Source organism: Kitasatospora sp. NPDC127035, assembly GCF_042726075.1.
Classification (GTDB): Bacteria; Actinomycetota; Actinomycetes; order Streptomycetales; family Streptomycetaceae; genus Kitasatospora.
Genome location: NZ_JBHXDN010000058.1, coordinates 1 through 23,068 on the forward strand (window position 1 = coordinate 1; position 23,068 = coordinate 23,068).

A 23,068-nucleotide genomic window follows, 5' to 3' on the forward strand; every position below is an offset into this window, starting at 1 on the left:
GCCGCCCCCCCCCCCCCGCCCCCGGGCAACCCCCGCTGCCCCTCACCGTGGTGAGGGGCAGCGGTCGTTCCCTGGCCCGCCCAGCCCGTCGGCGGACACGCGGCGGAAGCCGTCGCCGTCACGGACCGGCCGTTGCGGACCGGCCGTCACGGCGGGCCGCCCGCGACAGGAGTCCCGGATCAGCCGGATCAGCCGGCCAGGGTGTCCTTCAGCCAGGGGGCGATCACGGCCATCGCCTCGCCGAAGCGCGAGATGGCGCAGTGCCCGGTGTCCGGGATCAGTTCGACCCGGGTGTCCCGGCGGCCCTCGAACACCCGGGTGTCGTCCAGCGGGACGTGGACGTCCTCGGTGCCGTTGACCATCAGCATCGGCCCGTTGTCGTCCCGGTCCAGCAGCGGGCGCAGGCCGAAGGCCGCGAAGGCCTCCTCGCGCTCGGCCGTGCTCGGCAGGGCGTCGAATCCCAGGGCGTTGCCGACGATGCCGTCCATGCCGAAGGCGAAGCCGCGGCCCGGAGCAAAGGAGCGCTCCACCGGGCCGCCGAGCACCACGGAGGCGTCCACCGCGCCGGTCAGTCCGGTCCGCGCGGAGTAGTAGCCGCCCATCGAGATGCCGAAGTGGCCGACCCTCCCGTTGCCGATCGTGCGAGCGAAGGAGACCAGTCCGGCGACCACCTCGGCCCCGCCGTCCGGGGTCATCGGCAGGTGGGCGGTCTCACCGGTGCCGGCGAGGTCGAACAGCAGGAGCCGTGCCGGCAGGGCGAACGCGAGCTGCTCCCACATGCCGTGCAGGTCGGTCTTCCAGGAGTCCACCCCGCCGCTGGCCAGCACGACCGGCGCGTCGGCGGGCAGTCCGGGGGCGGCCATCAGGTGGATCCGCAGGGTGGCCTCGCCGCCGCGGTACGGCAGGGTGAGCGTGCGGCGCTCGAACTCCACCGGGAAGCCGGGGGCGGCGAGGACATACTGCTCGACCTGGCGGGCGAGCGCGGTGCGCTTCGGGTCGTCGGCCGGCGAGGGGAACTTGGCCCAGCCGTACGCCTGCGCGGCCAGGCGGTGGCGCCCGGCCCCGGCGTGCCGGGCGGCGAGGGCCGACCACTCGTACACCCAGCCGCCGGGCCGGTCGGGCCACATCTCGGTGACGGCGGCGCGGACCGCGTCCACCTCGTCGACGGGCAGGCCGAGGGTCATCTGCGGGTAGCGCTCGACGAACAGGTCCTGCGGATCCAGGGGCCAGGTGAAGGACATGGTGGTGCCTCCTGCTGCGCTTAAAGCTGGAACTCTTGCTTTAGCGACTATGCGCCCGGGTCGCGCTTATTGCAAGCAGACCTGCGTTAAGGTGGTGGCCGAGGTGATCGACACATGACCGAGGAAGCACCGGAGCCGATCCGCCGCCGCCCGGGCGGCCGCGCCGAGCGCGTCCGCCGGGCCGTCCTGACGGCCGCCCTGGAGATCCTGGCCGAGGAGGGCGTCGCCCGGCTCGGCATCGCTGCGGTCGCGGCCCGCGCGGGGGTCAACGAGAGCACGGTGTACCGGCGTTGGGGCACCCGGGAGAAGCTCGTGCTGGACGCCGTGCTCACCGGAAGCAACGAAGGCGTCCCGGTCCCCGACACCGGCGCCGTCCGCACCGACCTGGCCGCCTTCGCCCGCGCGCTGGCCGAGTACCTCGCTACCCCGGCCGGCCGCTCCGTCGCCCGGGCGGCCTCGCTCAGCTCCGACGACCCCGACCTCGCCGAGGCCTGGCAGGCCTTCTGGCAGTCCCGCCTCGACCAGGCCGGCGCCATCGTCGACCGGGCCGTCACCCGCGGGGAACTCCCCGCGGGCACCGACACGGCCCTGGCGCTGGAGCTGCTCTGTTCCCCGCTCCAGACCCGGTCCCTGCTCGGCCACCGCCCGATCGAGCCGGACCTGCCGGAGCGCTTGGCGGGCATGGTGCTGGACGGCCTGCGGGGAGGAGCCGCGGGCTGAGGCGCCGACCCCCCGGGGCCGCTCCCCGACCTCCGGGGCCTGCCCTGCCCAGCCGCGCCCGGCCGTTCCGGGTCGGTTGACCCTCGACGGGGCAGCGGTACGTTCTGCAGGGTGGTGGAGCCGACGTTCGCTTCGGCTCGCCACCCGGGTCGTTCTTTGATCCTGAACGCGGATGTCTTTCCTGTGGGCCGTTCTCGGCGGGGAGGGGTCACATGCGGAAGGCGTAGTGCGGCGGGACGGGAACGTCCGGGCGCACGGTTTCCCAGAGGTCGTCGAGGGAGACCTCGCCTTCCCTCAGGTTGTCGACCTGGATGCCCTCGTCGAGAAGGGCACGGACCCGATCGTGGTCGCCGGCGGCCAGGGCTGCGCGTGCGTCGAGCACTCGGATGCGTCCGTGTGAGCGGACTTCGTCGTCGAGCGCCTCTATCAGCTTGCTTGCCTCGGTGACGCGGTGGGCCGCGAGCAGCGCCTCGGTTGCCTCCACGGCCAGCGCCCGGAGGTTGGGGAGCATCCGATGGGCTTCGGTGAGCAGGTCCGCGGCACGCTCCGGCTCGGCGTGCGCGATGCAGCGCAGCGCCCATGGGGTGCGCCGGGCTTTGAGCGACTCCGTCCAGGCGGCGACGGCGCCTTCGGTGTCACCGTCGGCGTGCCGGACCAGGCCGAGGTGGTAGCGGGCGTGCCAGTCGGCCGGGTGCGCCTCCAGCAGCGCACGCCACCGGCTACCGGTGACCGGCGCGACTGGCGGATCGCTGACGGGAAGCGTCCCGGTCTCGAGCAGTCGCTGCCATGGTTGCTGCTCCGAATCGATGGTGCCCCACGGCAGTCCGGCAAGGTCGGATGCTTCCAGCGCGCCCCATCCCGAGCCTTGGGCGAGCAGCTCGCCGGGTTCGCCGGGCTCGCTCGCAGACTCGAGCTCCTCCGAGAGCCGCTCCTGCGGCACGAGCCGGTCGAGGGCCTGCCCCACCGCCTGCTGTGCGCTCTCCCAGTCGCCGTGCACCAGGTCGGGATCGGCCTGCAGCAGCCCGTAGGCCTCCACCCACTGCCAGGTCGTCCGGCCGGGCATCGGCACATGTTCGAGCTGGGTGCGGGCCACGCCGGCCTGGATCTCCAGATAGCGGCAGCCTGGACCGCTCAGCCATTCCTGCCAGCTCTGCCCGCCCTGACCGGTTCCCCAGTGGAAGAGCTTGCGGCCGCGTTGCAGGTCGGTGGAGGTCTGCACGAGGCCGGTGCCGGTGGCGTCCAAGGCGGCCACCCAGCGGCGCCGCCCGTCCGGAATGTCGAAGAAGAAGTCCGCGGCGCCCTGTGCCCGGTCGGTGTAGCTGCGGTCGACCCCTTCGAGGATCGGGAAGGACAACCGCTCCAGCCGGGCGGAGTAGTCGAAGTGGAAGGCGTGGTCGGCGGGGGCCACCACCCTGACGTCGGCCGACTCGGGTACGGCGATGTTCGACCACCAGTAGAACGGTGTCTCCTTCGGCTCGGGGTTGTGAACATTCACCCGCACGTAGAGAACGGGTGAGCCGGCCGGGAGCCAGAAGTCCAGCCAGAACACCAGACGCCGCATTCGCTCGAACTCGAACATGCGTAGCACGGGCGTCCCGTCCGGCCGGCTCAGGCGCACCGCGTGCAGCGGCGAGCAGGTCAGCGGCCAGTGCCCCGTCGCGCCCAGGTTCCATTCGACGCCGCCGGCCGTCCAGGCGTCCCGCAGCGCGAGGTTGGCCGGCTGCAGGATGGGGTTGCGGTACAGCAGCTCCCGCCCGGATGGTCGGTGCACCAGGGACCACAGCCGTCCGCCGAGGGACGGCAGGAAGGTCGCCGTCAGGATCTCGTTCTCCAGCACGATCACGTCGAGCTCCCGCTCGGCGCGCTCCCGGTCGTAGCCGTCCTGTGTGGTGTACGGCAGCAGGGAGTCCGGCTGCCCGTAGGCCACCTGTGCGCGCATCTCGGGATCGGCACCGGAGACGTCAGCCTTCCTGCGTCGCGTGCCACGCAGAATCGGCAGTATCCCGGGAGTTGGGTCAGCGGCCGCGGGCAGGCGCATGGTCGCGGTCCGTAGCGTGCTGGTCATGTTCTGCGTTCCAATCTGGACAGGGGTCAGCCGCCCGGCGGGGCGTGGGGCTCCGCCGGGCGGGCGGGGATGGGTCAGTTCCTTGAGAGGGTGATGTCGTCACAGCTCGCGGTGCCGCTACCGGGGCGGTAGCAGTAGACGACCGCGCTGGTCGAGGTCGGCCCGGTCGTGAAGTTCACGATCCGCGGGGTGTAGGTGGAGGCGGTGGTCGAGGACCATGCCTGCGTCCCGCCGTGGCCCTTGACGCCGAGGCTGGTGGTGCCGCCGTCGGACTTCACCCACCCGATCAGGTTGTAGGAGGTGGCGGGAAGCAGGCCGGTGAGCGTCTGTTCGACGGTGGCGGCCCGGGTCGCGGTCGCGGTCAGGGTGACCGCGTAGCTTCCCGACCTGGTGTTGGCGGCGCCGACGACGGCGTTACTGCTCGTCCAGCCGGTGAGCGTCCCGGTTTCGAATCCGCCGTTGGCGACGAGCGGCTTGCGGACGGCGATGTCGTCGCACGAGGCCGTTCCGGCGGGCGCGTGGTAGCAGAAGACGGTGGCGGTGGTGTTGGTGGCGCCGGTGGTGAACGTGGTCGCGACCGGGGTGTAGGAGGTGGCGGAGCTGTAGCCGCTGACCTGCGTGCCGCCGTATCCCTTGACGCCGATCGAGGTCTCGTTGCCGTCCGACTTGATCCAGCCGTCGAGGGCGTAGGTGGTGTTCGGGGTGAGGCCGGTGATCGTCTGTTCGACGGTGGCGGCCTTGGTCGAGGTGGCCGTCAGGGTGACGGCGTAGCCGCCGGTTCTTGCGTTGGCGGCGCCGACGGCGGCGTTACTGTTCGCCCATCCGGTGAGGGTCCCTGTCTCGAAGCCTCCGTTGAGGACCTTGTTGCAGACCACGGGCGTGCCCGCGAAGGCACCCCGGTGCGGAGCGCCGGCCGGGATCGGGTTGCCGTAGTAGTCCTTGCCGCCGTTGTCGGGGATCGTGAGGCCGTTGCCGATAGCCTGGGAACCGACGCACAGCTTGTAGCCGTTGGGCCCGGTGTCGGGGGCGGCCAGCTGCGGGTCGGTCGTGACGGTGCCGGTGCCCGGGGCGGTGGTCGTCCGGTAGAAGAGGTTGTTGCGGAGGTTGTAGCCGGTGGTCGGGGAGAAGTCGAACTTGGCGTCGGCGAGGGCGCCGGTGTTGTAGACGACGTTGTTGTCGAAGCGGACGTTGCGCAGCCCGGTGGCGCTCTCCCGGATCACGGTCATGTTCGCGCCGGGCTTCACGATGATCGTGTTGTTGTAGATGTGCGCAGATCCGATGTTGCCACCGCAGTTCTCCACGCCCCGGTACTCGTCGTTCTGGCTGACGTTGTACCGCACGACCGCGTTGGTCAGGAACGAGTCGGCGAAAACGTCGGTGCACAGGAGCAGGAAGCCGCCGTCGTTGTCGTGCGTGTAGTTGTACTGCACGAGCGTGTTGTCGGTCAGGTCGTCGATGTCCAGGCCCATGGAGTCGTTGAGGCCGACTCCGCCGGAGATGTCGTTGTACTGGATGACGGTGTGGTCGGCGCGGTAGGGCCAGATGCCGGCGTTGTAACGGGTCGAGGTGGTGTTGAAACCGGCGATGGTGTTGTACTCGACCAGCGCGCCGGAGGTCACCACCGCGACGATGCCGTCACCGCCTATGTCGGTGAGGGTGTTGCCTCGGATCACGACGCCGGTGTGCGGGTAGTAGTTCGTCGGGCTGCTCCAATTGGAGGCGGTGGTGATGCCCGTTCGGTCCACGTTGGTGATCGTGTTGTCGAGGATCTGAACGTCGTCGAACTTGTCCGGGGTGGTGGTGCCTCGGCTCGCGATGCTGATGCCGTTGCTGCCGTCCGTGCCCTTCTCGTCGTTGCCGAGGATGTCGTGGATGTTCAGGCGCTGCAGCACGATGTGGTGCAGGACCTTACCGGCGTCGACACCGGTGACCCGGACCCCGTTGCGGGCGGTGCCGGGGTTGTGGGCGTTGGTGATGGAGAGGTCGCGGATCTCCCAGTACTCCTGGTTGGTCAGCAGGACGGTGTCGACGGCGCCGTGCCCGTCGATCTGCGGAAGCGCGCCTGTGCCGTAGGCGCCGACGGTGATCGGCGCGCCGGCGGCACCCGAGCCCTTGGGCTCGAACGTCCCCACGCAGTTGGAGCCGCGCTTGAACAGGATCGAGTCGCCGGGCCCGAAGGCGGGGGTGTTGACGGCCGCGAGGGTGTTCCACGGCCGGGCCTGGGAGCCGTCACCGGTGGAGGTCTGCGAGCAGTCCACGTAGTAGGGGGTGGCCGCCTGCGCGGGCGAGGCGAGGGTGGCCGTGAGGGTCGCGGTGGACATCGCCAGGGCGAGACCCACCGCGGTGATGCGGGGCTTGGACATGTGCGTGCCTTGTCTCGGTCGTGGTGGAAGGGTCCCCCCGGTACCGCCCCCCGGTAGGGGCGGAGTTCTAGGTGTGTGAGGATGCCGATGCGCCTATTTGTCGATGCCGACGGTCATCCCCTGGACGATCCGGTTGCCCATCCAGGTGAACAGGGCCACCAGCGGGGCCAGGATGATCGCGATGCCGGCGAACATGGTGCCCCAGTCGAGTCCGCTGAGCTGTTGGGAGGCCACGAAGTTGGCGAGGGCGACGGGCAGGGTGACCTTGTCCTCGCTGTGCATGAGCACGATCGCGAAGAGCGTCTCGTTCCAGCCGTGGATGAAGTTCAGCAGGAACGCGGTCGTGAGGCCGCCGCGCGCCACCGGGAGCACGATCCGCACGAAGCACCGCAGGCCCGTCGCGCCGTCGATCGCTGCGGCCTCTTCCAGGACTTTCGGGACCCCGGCGAAGAACCCGGTCAGCAGGTAGACGGTGAACGGCATCGCCAGCCCGACGTATACGAGGATCAGGCCTGTGAAGGAGTCGGTCAGCTGGATCTGGGCGAGGCCGACGAACAGCGGTACCATCAGCACCTGTCCGGGTACACCCAGGCCCATCACGAACGACATGGTGATCGCACCGGACGTCCGGGTGCGCCGCCGGGCCAGCATGTATGCCGCCGGAGCGGCGATGGCGACCGCGAGGAAAGCCGACACGACCGAGACGTAGACGCTGCTCAGAGCGGCCTGACCGAATCCGCCGCCCTCCCACGCCTTCACGAAGTTGCGCAGGTTGATGTCGGTCGGCAGGCCGAAGGGACGGGCGAAGATGTCCCGGGTGTTGCGGATCGCCGTCGTGAAGATCCACACCAGCAACAGGAGGTTGAGACCAACCGCGAACCAGACAGTGCCGTCGCCGAGCCTGCGCAGCGGGCTGAAGGACGTGCGCTTCACCGTAGCTCCTAGTACACGATGGGGTCGCGCCGCATGAGGCGCCGCAGGACGACGGTGAACAGGGCGACCATGACGAGGCTGACGATCGCGGCGGCGGTCGCGAGACCCAGCTCGGGGACCGAGGCGGTGGGGAACGCCGTCGTGTAGACGTACATCGCCGTCGTCCAGGTCCTGTTGGACGGGAAACCGGACGAGCTGCCCCCGAACAGCAGCACGATCTCGAAGATCTTGACGGAGCTGACGGTCCACAGGACGGCGCAGACCGAGACGACGTCCCACGACAGCGGCAGGGTGATGTACCGGAACCGCTGGAAGGCGCTCGCGCCTTCCAGTTCGGCCGCCTCGTAGAGGTACTCGGGGATCTGATCGACCGCGGCCATCAGGATGCTGGTGTAGTAGCCGGTGCCCGACCAGATCAGGGTGGCCATGATCAGGGGGAAGATGTTCTCCTGAGCCAGCCACTTGGGCGGGTCCGTCATTCCGAGGTGGACCAGGGCGGTGTTGATCGGGCCGTCCGGGGCGAAGAGGAACCCGGCAGCGGCTCCGAAGACCATGCCGTTGATGAGCGAGGGAAAGAACAGGGCGGAACGGGCGAAGAACCGACCCTTCATCTCGCGCAGCGCCAGGGTCAGCGCGAACGCGAGGACGAAGGTGATCCCGCCGGCCACGAAGAGGATCTTCAGGGTGTTGGTCAGGGACGTGTGGAAGACGGGATCGTCGATCAGGGTCCGGTAGTTGCCGAACCCCGCCCATGTCTTGGCACCGATGCCGTTCCATTTGTAGAGACTGGTCCAGGCCGCGTAGCCGATCGGTGCCAGGAACAGGACGCCGTAGACGGCGACCGCGGGGCCGACGAACGGCCAGAACAGCCGACGTTGCTGGCGTTCCAACGGAGCGACGCCGGATCGCCTTCTGCGGGCGTCCCCGGCCCGGGCCCGCACCCGGGTCGGGGACTCGGCGGTGGCCGCCATCAGCCCGCGGCCTTCCAGTAAGCCACCTGTGCCTTCTTTACGGCGGCAATGAACTGCTCCGCACTGGACTTGCCGTGCCACAGGTCGAGGTAGGCGCTGTTGAAGACCTTGTCGGCGTAGTCGCCGGGGACGGCACCACCGACCCCGAAGGCGGTACGGACGGGATTACGGGTGAAGGCCTTCTGGACGTCGGCGAGCTCCGCGGGCGCAGGGATGTCGATGCGCGGGGTGATGTTCTTCGCCTCGGTCGAGATACCGGACAGGTTGTCCTTCTTCATGAAGTAGGCGATGAACTTCTTGGCCGGATCGGGGTTCTTGGCCGCCTTGGGAATGCTGAACCCCAACGTCATGAGGTCGACCGCAGGGGCTCCGGCGGACTTGACCGACGGGACCGGGATGGCGCCGAACTTCCAGCCCGAACCGATCTGCTCCAAGACCTCGCTGATGATCCAGCTGCCGTTCATCACGAACCCGCCGCTGCCCTGCGCCCACTTGGTCTGCTGCGCCGGATACTTGCTGGCGTCGTAGCCCTTGATGATGTGGCCGCCCTTGACCAGGTTCTCGATCTTCTTGGTGGCCGACAGAACGGCCGGGTCGTCCCAGGCGGCGGCGGACTTGTCGTTGGCGAGCCTGGCGTAGGTGCCCTCGCCGGCCTCGTCCGCCAGGATGTTGTCCCAGATGAGGGAGTTCTCCCACGCCAGCTCGCCGTCGGAGACGATGCACGGCTTTCCCTGGGATTTGAGGGAGTCACAGACCTTCATGAGGTCTTCCCAGGTGGCGGGCGGGGTCGCCGTCAGCGGGTCGGCGGCGTTGTAGAACAATTGGGCCGAGAGCAGCTCGTAGGGGACCACCCAGCGCCTCTTGCCGTCGCTGTCGGCGCCGAGGGCGTCAAGGTACTTGACGGGGATGACGTCGGCAACCCTCTTGCCCTCACCGGGCACCTCCGCGCCGTAGACGTCGCTCAGGTCGAGCGCCTGGCCGATGGAGGCGGTGGTGGCCCAGATGATCTGATCGCCCTGGTCCCACAGGTCGGGGGCCTGGTGGGCGGCGATCGCCGCGCCGATCTTCTTCTTGACGTCGCGTCCCTGGAACTCGAGATCGACCTTGATGCCGGTCTCCGCGGTGAACTTGTCGGCTGCGGCCTTGAGCACCTTGGCCTGTGGCTCTTCGGCGCGCCACATCGACCAGTAGGTGAACGAACGGGCTCCGGAGGAGGCACCCTCCTTGCTGGAAGCGCCCTCGTCCTTGCCGGAACAGGCGGAGAGCGAGGAGAGTGCGAGGAGGCCGACCGCCGCAGCGGTGAGCGTTCTGTGGGGGAGGGAGGCTGCACGCATGGCGCGGGTACCGCCTTTGATCGGAGGGGGTGTCCGGGGAACCAGGGAGTGGCGCAGAAGCGAAGGACCCCTGATTGGTTCCGCTAGTGTTGTAATTAACTCTGGTAAAGTCAAGGGCTATGCCACCCCTGATGAAACCCTCCGTCGAGCCGGCCGATCGGGCATCGATCCGGCGTTCCAACCTCGGCCTGATCCTGCACCGCCTCGCCGACCACGGAGGCAGGTCACGTACCACGCTCGCCGAGGAGCTGGGCCTGCCCAGAGCGACCATCTCGAGCTTGACCGGGGAACTGGTCGAACTCGGGCTCGTACGGGAGGGCGAGCTGGAACACGCCGGCGCGGTCGGCCGGCCGCAGCGCACGGTGGAGCTCGACGGGACGGCCTACTGCGGCCTGGGCATCGAGATCGCGGTCGACCACCTGTATGCCGTCGCCCTCGACCTGCGCGGTACCGTCGCGTGGACCAGCCGTCTCGCCCTCGACGCGCGCGGTATGCCGCCCACCGCCACGCTGGAGGTCGTCGGACGGCTCGCGGCCGAGGCCATCGCCACGCTCGGCTCGGCGGGCAAGAACGTCGTCGGGATCACGGTGGCCACACCGGGCGGCTACGACGAAGCCGGCGACCGGGTCACCATCGCCACGAACCTCGACTGGCGGGACGTCCCCCTGTTGGGTCCGATCGCCTCCCAGCTGGGGGCCACGGCGCCACCGCTGCACGTGGGCAACGATGCCAAGCTCGGCGCGGTGGCCGAGTATTCGGCCGCCGCGGCCCGGGGGATTCGCGACATGGTCTACCTGAGCGGGACGGTCGGCGTCGGCGCCGGCATCATCGAGGACGGCAGGCTCATGCGCACGGCCGGCGAGATCGGCCACCTGGCCCTGGGCCCGCAAGCACAACCCTGCGCCTGCGGCCGCAGCGGCTGCTGGGAGAACATGGTCGGACTCGATGCCCTGCTCGGCCAGGCCGCCGATCCGTCCGACCCCGTCCGCGACCCGAGCCTCGACCTCGCCGATCGCCTCGCCGAGCTGCGTCGGCGCGCGGAGAACGGCGACACCAGGACCAACGACGCGCTCACCCGGGTCGCCGACGCGCTGGTGCTCGGCACCGCAGTCCTGGTCGATCTCCTCGGCCCGGAATCCGTGGTCCTCGGCGGCTACTTCGCCTACTTCGGCGACATCTTCGCCCCTCACGTCCAGGCGGGGATCGACGCCCGTCGGATCCCCTCCACGCCTCGCTCAATCATCACCACCTCCACCTACGGCCTGGCGTCGGCCGCCCGCGGCGGGGCACGCGTGGCACTGGAGAAGGACCTCTATGACGATCCGGCCTCTATCGCCACACGGTTATTTCGTGCATAGTTGGAATTAATCGCGGAGTCTGCGGCCACGCGGACTGGCGATAGCCGCCGGATGCCCGACTCGACTGAGGGACGGGACGGGCGTCCGACGGCGCTCGTGCACCACGGCGAAATGGCCCAGCACGAAGCGTGCTCGGACTTGCCCGCGCCCCCGGAGCACCGGGCCGGCGGCTGCGCGCTCAGTCCCTCCTCCTCGCCTTCCAACTCGCCCACGCCAACCACCGCAAACTCGCCACCTGGCTCGACACCCTCCAGAGCGCCACCCAACCCGCGCGCCGACGCCCCACCAACCGTCACGCCCCCAACAACCCCCACCACTGGACCCCCAGGCGCCAGACCGGCAACCCCTGAACCCGCCCCACCCCATACACCCCACCCGACCAGCAAAAAACGCGGATCGCCCCTCACAACACCGTGAGGGGCGATCCGCGTCTCCGGACAGCAGAACGGCCGGTCGATCCGACGTGAAGTCGGTTCGACCGGCCGTTCAGGGTCGGTTGACCAATGTGCGCGAGGGGGGAGTTGAACCCCCACGCCCTTTCGGGCACTGGAACCTGAATCCAGCGCGTCTGCCTATTCCGCCACCCGCGCATCTGGGTGATGGGTAAACCATAGCCCATGCGCAGGGGTGCTTCGAACCAATTCGGCGAGGCGTGCCAGGTCAGCGCCCGACGCGCGCCACGATCCAGTCGATCAGGCCGCCGGAGATGTGGCTGTGCTCGTGGTTGTCCGTGTCGAAAGCGACCTCGTCCAGGTGACCGTTCTCGAGGTCGGCGTCGGTGATGGACAGCGTCGGGGCGACGTCCCACTTCACCGGGTCGAAAGCCAGCGCCGCCGCGCTGACCGACGGCACGAACGTCCCGCTGCGGAAGTCGTCGGAGATCTTCGCCTTCAGCGCGTCCGCGACCTTGCCGAAGGAGTCCAGCGTGCCGCCGGGCGCCCCGTCCAGCGCCGGGACGTCGGTGGTCGTGCTGCGGCGGACCGCCAGGCCCAGGTGCATGCCGCCGATCTTCTGCTTCTCGCCCCTCTCGGCCTGGAACCGGGCCGTCGCGCTGGCGATCAGGGCCTGCCAGTCGAACGCCACCTCGCCCGCCGGCAGCGGGAGGCCGACCCCGTCGCGCCGGCCGTTGGAGACCCCGAGCTTGAGCGGGACGACCGGGAAGTCGCCGAACCGCCGGAGGTCCTCCAGGAACTCCTTGCGCAGCGGGCTGGACGTCGCCACCGGTCCCGAGTACTTGGAGTTCTCCACCCAGGCCCAGAGCAGCTGCTGGGCGGCAGGGCTGCGAATCAGGTCGGCCTGCTTGACCCCGCCGGGGCCGGCCGGGGTGACGTCCTCGAAGAAGTACGCCAGCTGCTGGAGGATCAGCGGGATCCAGGCGCCGTTGTGCGGCGTGTCGTAGGAGAGGTACGTCCCGGTCTGGTGATCCACCTTCTGGGTCTCCAGCTTGGCGAGCGCGAAGCGGGTGATCATGCCGCCCATGCTCACCCCTCCGACGGTGAGCCGCTCGTCGCCGACGCGCTCCGCGATCACCCGGAGGATGCCGTCGATCGCGACCTCGGCGTTGGCCTGGATGTAGGTGTGCCGCTCCTCGAAGCCGAGGAGGACCACGTCGATGCCCTGGCCGAGCAGTTGGTCGAAGAGGCCCTGCTTGCCGTCGTACGGGGTGTTGAAGTACGCGAAGAGGCCGGGAAGGTCACTCGGGCCGTAGTTGAAACCGTCCGCGAAGACGAACGGCCGGCGCAGGCCGATCTTCGGGTTGGCGTAGTAGACCGCGGCCTTGCCCCGGGCGGTCCGGTCCTTGTACGTGCCGCTCAGATCCCAGACCACGTCGGCCTCCCGGCCGCCGCCCTCCGAGCGCTCCAGCGCACCGGCGAACCACACCTCGGGCGAGAGGGTGGCAGCAAGCTCCGCCACCTCTGCCGAACCGGGCTCCGCCTGCCCCTCCTTGAGTGCGAGGGCTACGTCGATCCTGGATTCCTGTGCCATGGCTACCGCCTCAGTCCGATCCAATGGAGATCATCCGCATACGATGGGCGACTGTAACGGCTCGATCACACAGCGCACCAGGACATGACCGGTACTGGTCGAAAGCGATCCGAACGGACCGATCGGGAGCGGAAATCGCCGCTTCGGAGGGAGGGCGGGGGCGAGCCGGCCGGAGTCCGGCGCTACCCCGGAGCCACCCCCGAAGCGGGGTTCGGCCCAGCCCCCCCGTCCCCTGGCCGATGACGCGCCCGGCGGGTCCGGCGACCCCGGCAGCCCCGGCGGCCCCGGCCGCGCGCGTCCGGCGGACGGCCGGGCACCCACTTCCACCGACCGGCGACTCCGACCTAACGTTGCGTCATGCAGCCGGTACGGATCGATCGTTCGGACCCGGACGTGCTCGACCTCGTCCTCTGGGAGCGCGGCGGCTCCCTCCGCTACGCGTTCGCGACCTCGCTCGGGTCGGCGCTGGCCGTACCCGCACTGTTCCTCGTCGGCGCGCTCGCCTCCGGCCCCGTGGCGGTCCTCATGCTCCTCACCGGCACGGGATGGGGGCCGGTCTGGTCGGTGGCCGCCCTCATCGGTGGCGCGGCGGCGGTCGCCGGGTGGGCGTTCCTCACCCGCAGCGCCTTCCACGAGGTGCACCGGCTCCGCTTCGCCCCCGCGGACGGGCCGGCCACGGTCACCCTCGTCCGGGGTGCACGGGTCGGACGCCCCATGCCCGTCACCGAACTGCGGCGGATCCGGATCGACCGCTCCACCGAGGCACCCCACGGGGGCGACCCGCGCCCGGCCGCCCTCACCGTCACCCTGACCGCACAGTTCGCCCGCCACCGGCTGGCACCCAAGTCGCTCCCGCCGGACACCGACGCCGACGCCCTGCACCGGGAGCTGCGCGAGGCGCTCTCCCCCGCGGTCCCGGTGGAACTGCGGATCCGGCACCGCCCGCACCCCGAGCCCGCACCGCCCGACGCGCCACTCGACGTGCCACTCGACGTGCCGCCCGGCCTGTCCCCGGCCGCCCGGCCGGGGCCCGCACCACCGCCGCCGTCGGCGCGTGCGCGACGACGCCCGGACGCGCGGCGGGGCGCCCGTGGCCGCAGCCGCCCGGCCCGCGACTGACGCCGGGGCCCGGCCCGGGGACCGGAGCCCCTTCCCGGCAGGTCACTTGCCGGCTGCGGCCGCCAGGGTGGCGCGCCACAGCGGGCTGTCCACGTAGTGGTTGTCGTACAGCTCGGAGGAGTCCTTGATCTCCTGCGGGCTCGCCTCGCCGCGCATCACCCGGCCGAGCAGCCGCAGGTAGTCGAAGCGGGGCATGCCCGGCGTGAACACGAAGAGCACGTCGGCCGCGGAGCCGGGTGCGGCGGCGAAGGCGTGCGGGGCGTGCGGGGGGACGAGCAGGAAGTCACCCGCGCCGAGGGTCTCCACCGTGTCCTCGACCAGCACCTGGAGCGCACCGCCGATGACGAAGAACAGCTCGGAGGCCCGGGTGTGGAAGTGGGCCGGGGCGCCGACGGCCCCCTCGGCGAAGGAGGAACGGTAGCTGGTGATCGGGCTGCCGTCGGTCCCGCAGTCGGCGAGCAGGGTCATGACGCTGCTCGGGTCGCTGGTGGTCTCGGCGGTGGCGGCGCGGGTCAGCAGCGGCTTCAGCGGGCTGGCGGTCATGGTGGTGCTCCCCCGGATCGGGCGGTCCCGGCTCCCTGCCGCGACCTCGTGATGATCACTCTAAGGTCGGATGCGACCAGGAACATGGTGCATTCAGCCGTCGGAATCATGGGTCAATTCGCGTCCAGGGAGATCGCGTTCTTCGCCCGCTCGACCGACTCCTCGGACGCCGGGCCGCCCGGGTTCTCGGTGGCGAGCGCCTGGTTGAGGTCGACGAACGGGCGCATCCGCCGCTCGTAACGGTCGAAGGCCGGGGCGTGCCCCTCCCCGGCCGCACGGGCCCGGCCGAGTTCGTCGGCCAGCAGGTGGGCGCCGACCAGGGCGAGGCCGGTCCCCTGGCCCGACAGCGGCGAGGCGCAGTACCCGGCGTCCCCGAGCAGGACGGCGCGGCCCGCGGACCAGCGGTCCAGGTGGATCTGCGCCATCGCGTCGGCGTAGAAGCCGGTCGAACGGTGCAGCGCCGCCAGCAGCCGGGGCGTCTCCCAGCGGAGTTCCGCCATCCGCTCCGCGACCAGCGTCCGCGCCGCATCGCCGTCCCGCTCGACGGCCTCCTCGCTCCTCCAGCCGAAGGTGACCCGCAACTCCCGGTTGTCGCGCACGGGGTAGACGCCGTAGCCGGCTTCCCCGTCGCGGTGCCAGACCTGCCAGTCCTCCAGGCCGAGGAAGTTGTCGGCCTCGAAGATCGCGACGTGGGTGCCGAGCGGATGCAGGAACCGCCCCTCCGGGCCGAAGGCCAGCCGGCGGACCCGCGAGTGGAGTCCGTCCGCGCCGACCACCAGGTCGAAGGTGCGGGGCCGCCCGCGCTCGAAGGCGACGTGGATGCCGTGCTCGTCCTCGCGGAGCTCGGCGATGCTGTCGCCGTGGACGAACTCGGCCTTACCGGAGGCGTGTTCGGCCAGGATCGCGACCAGGTCCTCGCGCAGCAGCTCGACGTCACCGCTGTCCAGACGGCCGCTGCTGTAGGTCGCCTCGGTGGAGCGGTGCACCTCGTTGCCGTCGGCGTCGACGACGGACATGCCGCGCATCCTGGTCCGGACGGCACGGACCTGCTCGCCCAGCCCCATCCGCTCGACCACGTCGAGGGCGACGCCCCGGATGTCGACCGCCTGGCCGCCGGCGCGGGGGCCGGGGGCCAGCTCGACCACCGTCGGGGCGAAGCCGTTGCGGTGCAGCAGGTGGGCGAGCGCGGTGCCGGCGACTCCGCCACCGGAGATGAGGACGGTCTTCACGGGTGCTCCCTGTTCGGCTTCGTACGCTGTAAGCGCTCTGAATGTACGACGTAAATTCAGGGTGTCGCAAGCGCCCTCCACGCCGCTTGGGCCCAGTTCTGAGCTAGGACAGAACGGCCGGGACCGCCATCGGCGCTGCTAGGGTCTGAGCTAGTACAGAGCGGCCGCCCCCACGAAAAACCTCACCCGAGGAGCCCTGCCCGTGGCACCGGACACAGCCCCGCCCCCCTTCCGGCGCATCGCCGCCGAACTGCGGCGGCGCATCAGCACCGGGGAGCTCTCGCCCGGCGAGCGGGTGCCCTCGACCCGACGGATCGCCCAGGAGTGGGGCGTCGCCCTCGCCACCGCCACCAAGGCGCTGACCGTGCTGCGCCTGGAGGGCCTGGTGGAGGCTCTCCCCCGGGTCGGCACCGTGGTGGCCACGCCCGCCACGCCCGCCACGCCCTCCGCGACGACCACGGCCACCGGGGCCGACGCACCGGCTCCCACGCGTCCGCACCAGCCCGCTCGGCACCAGCACCCGCAGGAAAGCGAGTTGAGCCGCGAGCGGATCGTCCGGGCCGCCCTCGACCTGGCCGATGCGGAAGGCCTCCCCGCCCTCTCGATGCGCGCCGTGGCGGCCCGGCTCGGAGTCTCGGCGATGTCCCCGTACCGGTACGTCACCAGCAAGGACGAACTCGTCCTGCTCGCCGCCGACGCCGCGTTCGGCGACGCCTCCTACCCCGCCGAGCCGCCCGCCGGCTGGCGGCCCCGCCTGGAACTGAGCGCCCGCACCCTCTGGGCGCTGTTCCGGCGTCACCCCTGGCTCGCCCAGCTCAGCCCGGTCACCCGGCCGCTGATGCTGCCCAACCTGCTGGCCCACGCCGAGTGGGCGCTCGCCGCACTGGACGGCCACGGCCTGGACCCCACGACGATGATGGACGTCCACGTCCTGCTGTACAGCTACATCGAGGGCATCGCCGTCAACCTGGAGCGCGAGGCACAGGCCCAGTCCTCCACCGGCGTCACCGCCGACCAGTGGACGGACAGCCGGGTCCCCGCCCTCGGCCCGCTCGCCGACTCGGGCCGCTTCCCGGTCTTCACCCGCCTGATGGCGGACCTCGCGAGCGGCTACGACCTGGACCTGGACGCCCTGTTCGAGTTCGGCCTGGCCAACCTCCTGGACGGCCTGACGCCCCGGATCGAGAGCGCCGGAGCCGACCGGGCGGCCCGAATCACCGGTGGCGGCCGGCCCCGGGCCTAGAGCTCCCGACCCCGGAAGGCGCGGCGGTACTCGCGCGGGGCCACGCCGACCCGGGTGGTGAAGGCGGGGCGCAGCGAGACGGCCGAGCCGAAGCCGCAGCGGACGGCGACCGCGTCCACCGGCAGGTCGGTCTCCTCCAGCAGCCGCTGGGCCGTCAGCACCCGCTGTTCCAGCAGCCAGCGCAGCGGCGTGGTCCCGGTGGCGGCGACGAAGCGGCGGGCGAAGGAGCGCTCCGACATCAGGGCGAGTCCGGCCATCCGGCGGACCGTCCACGGGGAGTCCAGCGCGGCCAGGACCTCGGCGCGGGCCCGGACCAGCGGGTCGTCCCCGTCCGCACCGCCGTCCTCCGGGACCGGGGACGGGATGAACTGCGCCTGCCCGCCCGAGCGGAACGGCGCGGTGACCATCGCGCGGGCGATGCTCGCGGCGGCCCGTTCGCCGTGGGCGGCACGGACCAGGTGCAGGCAGAGGTCGATGCCGGCCGCCACCCCCGCCGAGGTCCAGATCTGCCCCTCGCCCGTGAACAGCACCTCGGGCCGGACGTCCACCGCCGGGAAGCGCCGGGCGAGTTCGCCTGCGAGCGCCCAGTGGGTGGTGGCCGGGCGGCCGTCGAGCAGCCCCGCCTCCGCGAGCACGAACGCACCCGCGCAGAGCGAGGCGACGGTGACGCCGCGCTCGTGCGCGGCGCGCAGCGCGGCGGGCACGGCGGGGTCGCGCGGCTCGTACGGCCGCTCCATCCCGGGGACGACGACCAGGTCGCACTCGGCGAGCGCGTCCAGGCCGTGGTCCGGCACCCGCTCCAGGCCGCCGCCGAGCCGCACCCGGGCGCCGGCCGGGCCGCAGACCCGCAGCTCGAAGTCGGGCAGTCCGGGCCGGCTCGGCCGGTTGTCCCAGACCTCCCCGATCACCGCGTAGTCGAAGGCCCGGACGCCGTCGAAGACCAGACACCCCACCGTGCGCACGACCGTCCACCCTCTCCCTGCCGGTTGGCAGGATCATATCGATGGGTGGCCCCACCGCCCCTCACTCCGCCGGGAGGGGCCGCCGCACGATGGACGCATGACGAACACCAGCGCCTTCGACGCCCCGCTCACCATCGCCCCCGACTCCGTCCTCGTGGTCATCGACGTCCAGAAGGGCTTCGAGGACACCGCGTTCTGGGGCGAACGCGACAACCCCGGGGCCGAACGACGGATCGGCGAACTGATCGACGTGTGGCAGGCCACCGGACGGCCGATCGTGACCGTGCAGCACGTCTCCCCCACCGGGCCGCTCGCGGAGGGCACCCCGGGCCACGAGCTGAAGGACTTCGTGGCGGCGGTCGAACCGGACCTGCACATCACCAAGACCGTGAACAGCGCCTTCTACGGCACGCCGGACCTGCACGCCTGGCTCCGGGAGCGGGGCGCGGAGCAGGTCGTCATCGTCGGCATCATCACGAACGTCTGCAACGAGACCACCGCGCGGATGGCCGGCAACCTCGGGTACGACGCGGTCTTCCCGATCGACGCGATGCACGCGTTCGACATGGCCGGGCCCGACGGGGTGACCGTCCCGGCCGCCGAACTGGCCCGGGCCACCGGCGCGGTGCTGCACGCGATGCGGTTCGCCAAGGTGGTCACCGCGGAGTCGGTGGTGACGGCGGCGAGGGCCGGCGGGCCGGTGACCGCCGGGCGGTCCTGACCGCCGCCGTCGGGCACTTCGCATCCCCGCCGGAAGTTGATCTTCCGGTCGGAGCCGCCGGGTCGCGCGGTTCCGGAGCGACGGCCCACGGCGACGAAGGAATGTGACACGGGTGGACGAGAAAGCACTGCCGGCCGAACTCTTCGAGGCGCACCGGTCCCATCTGCGGGCCGTCGCCTACCGGATGCTCGGCTCGATCAGCGAGGCCGAGGACGCCGTCCAGGACACCTGGCTGCGGTACGACCGGACCGACACCGCCGACGTCGAGAACCTCGGCGGCTGGTTGACCACGGTGGCCGGGCGGATCTGCCTCAACCAGCTCCGGTCGCGCGCCCGGCGGCGCGAGGAGTCCTTCGAGTCGCGGGCCGAGGCGGGTGTCGCCGAGGTGCCCCGGATACCGGACCCGCTGATCGGGTGCGCGGACGCCGTCGACCCCGAACAGGAGGTGCTGCTGGCCGACTCGGTCGGTCTGGCCCTGATGGTCGTGATGGAGTCGCTGTCGCCCGCCGAGCGGGTCGCGTTCGTCCTGCACGACCTGTTCGCGGTGCCGTTCGACGAGATCGCGCCGCTGATCGAGAAGACCGGGGCGGCCACCCGCCAGCTGGCCGGCCGGGCCCGCCGCAAGGTCCAGGGGCAGGCGCCCGCCCCGGACCGGGACCTCGCCCGGCAGCGGGTGGCCGTCGACGCCTTCTTCGCCGCCACCCGGGACGGCGACCTCGACGCGCTGCTCGCCGTCCTCGCCCCGGACGTGGTGCTGCGCGCCGACGGTTCGGCCGGCCGGGACCGCCGGCCGGTGGTCCTCAACGGCGCCCGCACGGTGGCCGGCCAGGCGGTCATGTTCCGCAGCCTCTCGCCGTACGCGCGCCCGGCGCTCGTCAACGGCGCGGCGGGGGTCGTGGTGGTCGGTGCCAACGGACGGCCGGTCTCGATCATGGCCTTCACGGTGGTCGGCGGCACGATCGCGGCCATCGACGTGCTGAGCGACCCGGAGCGGCTCGCCGCGCTGGACCTGGCGGCGTTCGGCGCGTAGGGCCGACGGCGTCCGGGCGGCGGACGGCCGCCCCCGCCCGGGGAAGTCCGGTGCGAGGGGCGGCCGTCGGCGGTCTGCGGGGCTCAGCCCTTCCTGGAGAGGAAGTCGTAGGCGCCCGCCGCGACGTCGTCCAGGTAGGGGCCGGCCTGGAACTTCGGCTCGCCGGTGTGCTTGCCGACCGAGACGTTGCTGACCAGCGCCGGTTGGCCGTCCTTCACCGCCAGCCAGCCGCCGCCGCTGGAACCGCCCGTCATGGTGCAGCCGATGGCGTGCATCGGCGGGCGGCTCGGCTCGTACGACAGCCGGGACGGCCGGCCGCTCTCGCAGCGGTTGAGCTCCATGCCGTCGAACGGCGCGGCCGCCGGGTAGCCGTACTCGGAGATGGTCAGCTGCTCGCGCGGGGCGTTGAACCAGACCGGCACCGCGCCGCCGACCGTCTCCTCCAGCGACTTGGCGCCGTCGGCGGGCTTCACCCGGATGATCGCGAAGTCGTAGTGGGTCGCCGGGTCGCCGCCCTTGCCGCCCTCCGCCTTCCACTGCGGGGAGGTCACCGCCTGGGTGGCGTTCCAGATGCCGAACGGCGCGTACTGGGACTCGTCCGCCTGCTTGCCCCCGCTCAGCGCACCGGTGCTGTTGAACGCCGGTATGAAGGAGAGGTTGCTGAAGAACGCGCCGCCCCGGCCCTGGTGGACGCAGTGGCCGGCGGTCCAGACCAGGTTGCTCCTGCCGGGGTGGGCCGGGTCGGCGACCACGGTGGCGGAGCACTGGAAGTGGTTGAGCCCGCCGGCGGCGGCCGCGCCGCTGCCCGGCTCGTCGGCGAACAGCTTCCCGTGCACGCCGAGCTTGGTGTACGGGTGCGGGAGGGGCTGGGCGTTGACCGTTTTGGGCAGCGGGTCGTTGCCGTTGTCGGCCGGCTGGGCGGGCTGGGAGGGCTTCGCGGGCTGGGACGGCTGTCCCGGCTGCGCGGGGGCCTGCGTCGGCTGGCCGGCGGGCGGCTGGGCCGGCGGCGCCGGGGCCTGCGAGGCCGGCTGCTGGGTGCTGGACGGCTTCGGCGCCGCCGGGGTGGTCGGGTGCCCCGGCTGGGTGGGCTGGCCGGCCGGCGGCTTGGTGCCCGGTGCGGACGGCACGGACGGCGCCCCCGGCGCCGTCGGCTGGGCCGGGGCCTGCGTCGGCGGGGCGGGCTGCGTGGGCTGGGCGGGCGGCTGGGCCGGCGGTGCGGTGGGCGGCGCCGGCGGCGCGATCGGCTCGTCGGGCTTGGCCTTGAGCAGCTTGTCCAAGGTCCAGAAGCCCTTGGCGGCGGCCGGGAGGGCGTAGTCCTTCGCCCACTTCTCCCAGTCGTCGAACTTCCACTTCTTCAGCTCGTCCAGATTGGCCGGCAGTCCGAGGTTCGGCTGCGCGCCGGCCGTGACGGCGACGTCGGCCGAGCTGTTCTCCGGACCGCAGGCCGCGGTGGTGAGCAGGGTCAGCGCGAGAACGGACGCCCCCAGCGCACTCCCCGCGGTACGAACGGAGCGACGGGCATTTCTACCTGACGATGACATGAACTTCTGATCCCCCTGTGTGAAAACGCACGGCGCCGCCGCAACGGCGCCGACGGTGCGCGGGGGAGTATTCCACTGACCGTCAGCGAGGCGTCCACCCGCCCCGTCGACGGCGGGAACGGCGGGGACCGCGCGGACGGCGGGAACGGCGGGTCGCGGCCGGAGACCGTCAGCGACCGACCGCACCGTCCAGCTGCTCGCGGAGGATGTCGGCGTGCCCGGCGTGCCGCCCGGTCTCCTCGATCATGTGCACCAGCAGCCAACGCATCGACGGCGCCTCGCCGTCGGGCCGCAGCGACCGCGCCCCGGGGCGGTCCAGCTCCGCCGCCGCACCGATCACCGCGTTCGCCCGGACGATCGCCTCCCGGTACTCGGCCACCGACTCCGCCACCGTCTCGTCGCCGGGCGAGAGCGCTTCGTCGTCCCACAGCTCGACGTCGTCACCCCGGTACGCCCAGAGGAACCAGTTCAGTTCGACGGCGGTGAGGTGGCGCACCAGCCAGAGCAGGCTGGTCCCGGACGCCACCCCGGGCCGCCGGGCGTCCTCGTCGGACAGGCCGTCCGTCTTGGCGATCACGCAGGCGCGCAGGTAGTCCAGGAAGGTGAGCAGCGTGGTGTGCTCGTCGGCGTCGACCCCCGGCGGGCGCAGGTCGGCCCGCCCGCCCGCACGGCCCTCGTCCACCGGCCTCCCGGTCGCCACGTCCCCGGTCGCCACCCCGCCGATCGCGGAATCGCCGGTCACGCAATCGCCGGTCACGGAATCGCCGGTCACGGATTCGTCGCTCGCGCCGCCATCGGCCACGGTGTTCTCGGTCACGCCCGCCACCCTAACCACGGGCACCGGCCAGACGGCCCCGGCGGCCGACCGGTCCTCACCAGCCCTGGCCGTGGAGCCAGTCGGCGAGGTGACGGGCGCAGGTGTCGACGGACTCGCGCCAGGTGTGGGCGGCACCGTCGCCGGCCTCGTCGCTCACGTGCTTGACCAGGCGGACCGGGACGCCGGCGCGGTGGGCCACGGTCGCGACGGCGTAGCCCTCCATGTCGACCAGGTCGGCGTGCTCGGCCAGCCGGTCACGGGCGGCCGGGTCCGAGACGAAGAGGTCGCCGGTGGCCAGCACCGGGCCGTCGCCCTTGCCGACGACCAGGGGGGCGCCGTACGTCCGGCCGGTCAGTGCGAACAGGGCGGGGGTGTCGATGTCGTGCTGGATCACCTGGGTGACGGTGTGGGTGCCCTCCCAGCCGGGGCGCAGGGCTCCGGCGGTACCGAGGTTGACCACCTCGGAGGGGTGGGTCTCCCGGGCGAGGACGGTGGCCAGTGCGGCGGCCGCGTTGAGCTTGCCGATGCCGGTCAGCAGGACCGGGAGCCGGTCGCCGAGGTGGGCGGCCTCCTCCCGGACGGCGACGACGAGCAGCGGACGGTCGGCGGAGATCGTTCCCAGAAGACGCATGCCGCCATCGTACGGAGCGGCCGCCCCCGTCACCGGACCGGCACAAGCGGACCCCAGCCCTCCGACTGTCCGGGGAACCGCATAGGGTGCTTCCCGCGTCGACCCGATCGCCGCCCGCCCCGCACCCTGGGGGCCCGGGGCCCGGGAGACACCCGGTCCGGCGGCGCGCAGCGCTGCGGAGAAGCTCAAGATCGGCGCAACTCGGGTGTGGCCGCGGGGAGTGACGGCCATACTGCTGGCAACGGCCGGGTCCCGAATGCG

Annotated in this window: 20 protein-coding genes and 1 tRNA gene; 7 read left to right on the top strand and 14 right to left on the bottom strand. The window is 71.7% G+C overall.

Features of this window, described 5'->3' with window-relative positions; all coding sequences use genetic code 11:
• Positions 1-188 precede the first annotated feature (188 nt).
• On the bottom strand, positions 189-1,241 hold the full coding sequence (locus tag ACFWIC_RS30560; RefSeq protein ID WP_380520507.1) for an alpha/beta hydrolase: 1,053 nt from the start codon (positions 1,239-1,241) through the stop codon (positions 189-191).
• Between the two features lie 114 nt (positions 1,242-1,355).
• On the opposite strand from ACFWIC_RS30560, the gene ACFWIC_RS30565 reads away from it, so the two are divergent.
• On the top strand, positions 1,356-1,961 hold the full coding sequence (locus ACFWIC_RS30565; protein WP_380520508.1) for a TetR/AcrR family transcriptional regulator: 606 nt from the start codon (positions 1,356-1,358) through the stop codon (positions 1,959-1,961).
• A gap of 208 nt (positions 1,962-2,169) precedes the next feature.
• On the opposite strand, the gene ACFWIC_RS30570 is transcribed toward ACFWIC_RS30565, so the two are convergent.
• The 5 genes from ACFWIC_RS30570 to ACFWIC_RS30590 form a co-directional block, all read right to left on the bottom strand.
• Positions 2,170-4,026 carry a DUF5107 domain-containing protein gene (locus tag ACFWIC_RS30570; protein ID WP_380520509.1) on the bottom strand — a complete coding sequence of 619 codons (1,857 nt, stop codon included), beginning with the start codon at positions 4,024-4,026 and terminating at the stop codon, positions 2,170-2,172.
• Positions 4,027-4,100: 74 nt separating this feature from the next.
• Positions 4,101-6,389 (bottom strand): carbohydrate binding domain-containing protein, encoded by a 2,289-nt coding sequence (locus ACFWIC_RS30575; RefSeq protein ID WP_380520510.1) that lies wholly within the window; start codon positions 6,387-6,389, stop codon positions 4,101-4,103.
• Between the two features lie 93 nt (positions 6,390-6,482).
• Positions 6,483-7,322, bottom strand: coding sequence for a carbohydrate ABC transporter permease (locus tag ACFWIC_RS30580; protein WP_380520511.1), 840 nt, complete (start codon positions 7,320-7,322; stop codon positions 6,483-6,485).
• An 8-nt stretch (positions 7,323-7,330) separates the two neighbouring features.
• The gene (locus ACFWIC_RS30585; RefSeq protein WP_380520512.1) at positions 7,331-8,293 is read right to left on the bottom strand and encodes a carbohydrate ABC transporter permease; all 963 of its coding nucleotides are present in this window, start codon (positions 8,291-8,293) and stop codon (positions 7,331-7,333) included.
• Positions 8,293-9,627 carry an ABC transporter substrate-binding protein gene (locus tag ACFWIC_RS30590; protein ID WP_380520513.1) on the bottom strand — a complete coding sequence of 445 codons (1,335 nt, stop codon included), beginning with the start codon at positions 9,625-9,627 and terminating at the stop codon, positions 8,293-8,295. The genes ACFWIC_RS30585 and ACFWIC_RS30590 overlap by 1 nt, the downstream gene beginning before the upstream one ends.
• A gap of 131 nt (positions 9,628-9,758) precedes the next feature.
• Between ACFWIC_RS30590 and ACFWIC_RS30595 the strand changes: the two genes are divergently transcribed.
• Both ACFWIC_RS30595 and ACFWIC_RS30600 read left to right on the top strand, forming a co-directional pair.
• Complete coding sequence (locus ACFWIC_RS30595) at positions 9,759-10,985, top strand: ROK family protein (protein WP_380520514.1); 1,227 nt, start codon at positions 9,759-9,761, stop codon at positions 10,983-10,985.
• A 128-nt stretch (positions 10,986-11,113) separates the two neighbouring features.
• On the top strand, positions 11,114-11,335 hold the full coding sequence (locus tag ACFWIC_RS30600) for a hypothetical protein (RefSeq protein ID WP_380520515.1): 222 nt from the start codon (positions 11,114-11,116) through the stop codon (positions 11,333-11,335).
• A gap of 156 nt (positions 11,336-11,491) precedes the next feature.
• On the opposite strand, the gene ACFWIC_RS30605 is transcribed toward ACFWIC_RS30600, so the two are convergent.
• Together ACFWIC_RS30605 and ACFWIC_RS30610 are read right to left on the bottom strand one after the other, a co-directional pair.
• Positions 11,492-11,575, bottom strand: a tRNA-Leu gene (locus tag ACFWIC_RS30605).
• Positions 11,576-11,645: 70 nt separating this feature from the next.
• The gene (locus ACFWIC_RS30610; protein WP_380520516.1) at positions 11,646-12,971 is read right to left on the bottom strand and encodes a hypothetical protein; all 1,326 of its coding nucleotides are present in this window, start codon (positions 12,969-12,971) and stop codon (positions 11,646-11,648) included.
• Between the two features lie 357 nt (positions 12,972-13,328).
• Between ACFWIC_RS30610 and ACFWIC_RS30615 the strand changes: the two genes are divergently transcribed.
• A complete protein-coding gene (locus tag ACFWIC_RS30615; protein ID WP_380520517.1) occupies positions 13,329-14,090 on the top strand; it encodes a hypothetical protein in 762 nt (253 codons plus the stop codon).
• Positions 14,091-14,132: 42 nt separating this feature from the next.
• Here the strand turns inward: ACFWIC_RS30615 and ACFWIC_RS30620 are convergent, their stop codons facing one another.
• Both ACFWIC_RS30620 and ACFWIC_RS30625 read right to left on the bottom strand, forming a co-directional pair.
• Positions 14,133-14,633 carry a cupin domain-containing protein gene (locus ACFWIC_RS30620; RefSeq protein WP_329949392.1) on the bottom strand — a complete coding sequence of 167 codons (501 nt, stop codon included), beginning with the start codon at positions 14,631-14,633 and terminating at the stop codon, positions 14,133-14,135.
• Between the two features lie 113 nt (positions 14,634-14,746).
• Positions 14,747-15,862: an FAD-dependent monooxygenase gene (locus ACFWIC_RS30625; RefSeq protein ID WP_380520518.1), complete on the bottom strand. Its 1,116-nt coding sequence runs from the start codon at positions 15,860-15,862 to the stop codon at positions 14,747-14,749.
• 196 nt (positions 15,863-16,058) lie between these two features.
• Here ACFWIC_RS30625 and ACFWIC_RS30630 point away from each other — a divergent pair, with 196 nt between their 5' ends.
• Positions 16,059-17,105, top strand: coding sequence for a TetR/AcrR family transcriptional regulator C-terminal domain-containing protein (locus tag ACFWIC_RS30630; RefSeq protein ID WP_380520533.1), 1,047 nt, complete (start codon positions 16,059-16,061; stop codon positions 17,103-17,105).
• On the opposite strand, the gene ACFWIC_RS30635 is transcribed toward ACFWIC_RS30630, so the two are convergent.
• Positions 17,102-18,067, bottom strand: coding sequence for a helix-turn-helix domain-containing protein (locus tag ACFWIC_RS30635; protein ID WP_329949389.1), 966 nt, complete (start codon positions 18,065-18,067; stop codon positions 17,102-17,104). The genes ACFWIC_RS30630 and ACFWIC_RS30635 overlap by 4 nt on opposite strands.
• A 97-nt stretch (positions 18,068-18,164) precedes the next feature.
• On the opposite strand from ACFWIC_RS30635, the gene ACFWIC_RS30640 reads away from it, so the two are divergent.
• Both ACFWIC_RS30640 and ACFWIC_RS30645 read left to right on the top strand, forming a co-directional pair.
• The gene (locus tag ACFWIC_RS30640; RefSeq protein WP_329949388.1) at positions 18,165-18,788 is read left to right on the top strand and encodes a cysteine hydrolase family protein; all 624 of its coding nucleotides are present in this window, start codon (positions 18,165-18,167) and stop codon (positions 18,786-18,788) included.
• Positions 18,789-18,900: 112 nt separating this feature from the next.
• On the top strand, positions 18,901-19,818 hold the full coding sequence (locus ACFWIC_RS30645; protein WP_380361903.1) for a sigma-70 family RNA polymerase sigma factor: 918 nt from the start codon (positions 18,901-18,903) through the stop codon (positions 19,816-19,818).
• 83 nt (positions 19,819-19,901) lie between these two features.
• Here ACFWIC_RS30645 and ACFWIC_RS30650 read toward each other — a convergent pair whose 3' ends face one another.
• The 3 genes from ACFWIC_RS30650 to ACFWIC_RS30660 form a co-directional block, all read right to left on the bottom strand.
• The gene (locus ACFWIC_RS30650; protein ID WP_380520519.1) at positions 19,902-21,359 is read right to left on the bottom strand and encodes a hypothetical protein; all 1,458 of its coding nucleotides are present in this window, start codon (positions 21,357-21,359) and stop codon (positions 19,902-19,904) included.
• Positions 21,360-21,528: 169 nt separating this feature from the next.
• Positions 21,529-22,176, bottom strand: a complete 648-nt coding sequence (locus ACFWIC_RS30655) for a DinB family protein (protein ID WP_380520520.1) — start codon at positions 22,174-22,176, stop codon at positions 21,529-21,531.
• 55 nt (positions 22,177-22,231) lie between these two features.
• Positions 22,232-22,807 carry a nucleosidase gene (locus tag ACFWIC_RS30660; protein WP_329881982.1) on the bottom strand — a complete coding sequence of 192 codons (576 nt, stop codon included), beginning with the start codon at positions 22,805-22,807 and terminating at the stop codon, positions 22,232-22,234.
• Between the last annotated feature and the right edge of the window lie 261 nt (positions 22,808-23,068).

What these genes read in the sequence shown, in the direction of transcription:
- ACFWIC_RS30560 (WP_380520507.1), bottom strand. Translation starts at nt 1,241, where the DNA reads ATGTCCTTCACCTGGCCCCTGGATCCGCAGGACCTGTTCGTCGAGCGC.
- ACFWIC_RS30565 (WP_380520508.1), top strand. Translation starts at nt 1,356, where the DNA reads ATGACCGAGGAAGCACCGGAGCCGATCCGCCGCCGCCCGGGCGGCCGC.
- ACFWIC_RS30570 (WP_380520509.1), bottom strand. Translation starts at nt 4,026, where the DNA reads ATGACCAGCACGCTACGGACCGCGACCATGCGCCTGCCCGCGGCCGCT.
- ACFWIC_RS30575 (WP_380520510.1), bottom strand. Translation starts at nt 6,389, where the DNA reads ATGTCCAAGCCCCGCATCACCGCGGTGGGTCTCGCCCTGGCGATGTCC.
- ACFWIC_RS30585 (WP_380520512.1), bottom strand. Translation starts at nt 8,293, where the DNA reads ATGGCGGCCACCGCCGAGTCCCCGACCCGGGTGCGGGCCCGGGCCGGG.
- ACFWIC_RS30590 (WP_380520513.1), bottom strand. Translation starts at nt 9,627, where the DNA reads ATGCGTGCAGCCTCCCTCCCCCACAGAACGCTCACCGCTGCGGCGGTC.
- ACFWIC_RS30595 (WP_380520514.1), top strand. Translation starts at nt 9,759, where the DNA reads ATGAAACCCTCCGTCGAGCCGGCCGATCGGGCATCGATCCGGCGTTCC.
- ACFWIC_RS30610 (WP_380520516.1), bottom strand. Translation starts at nt 12,971, where the DNA reads ATGGCACAGGAATCCAGGATCGACGTAGCCCTCGCACTCAAGGAGGGG.
- ACFWIC_RS30615 (WP_380520517.1), top strand. Translation starts at nt 13,329, where the DNA reads ATGCAGCCGGTACGGATCGATCGTTCGGACCCGGACGTGCTCGACCTC.
- ACFWIC_RS30620 (WP_329949392.1), bottom strand. Translation starts at nt 14,633, where the DNA reads ATGACCGCCAGCCCGCTGAAGCCGCTGCTGACCCGCGCCGCCACCGCC.
- ACFWIC_RS30640 (WP_329949388.1), top strand. Translation starts at nt 18,165, where the DNA reads ATGACGAACACCAGCGCCTTCGACGCCCCGCTCACCATCGCCCCCGAC.
- ACFWIC_RS30650 (WP_380520519.1), bottom strand. Translation starts at nt 21,359, where the DNA reads ATGTCATCGTCAGGTAGAAATGCCCGTCGCTCCGTTCGTACCGCGGGG.
- ACFWIC_RS30660 (WP_329881982.1), bottom strand. Translation starts at nt 22,807, where the DNA reads ATGCGTCTTCTGGGAACGATCTCCGCCGACCGTCCGCTGCTCGTCGTC.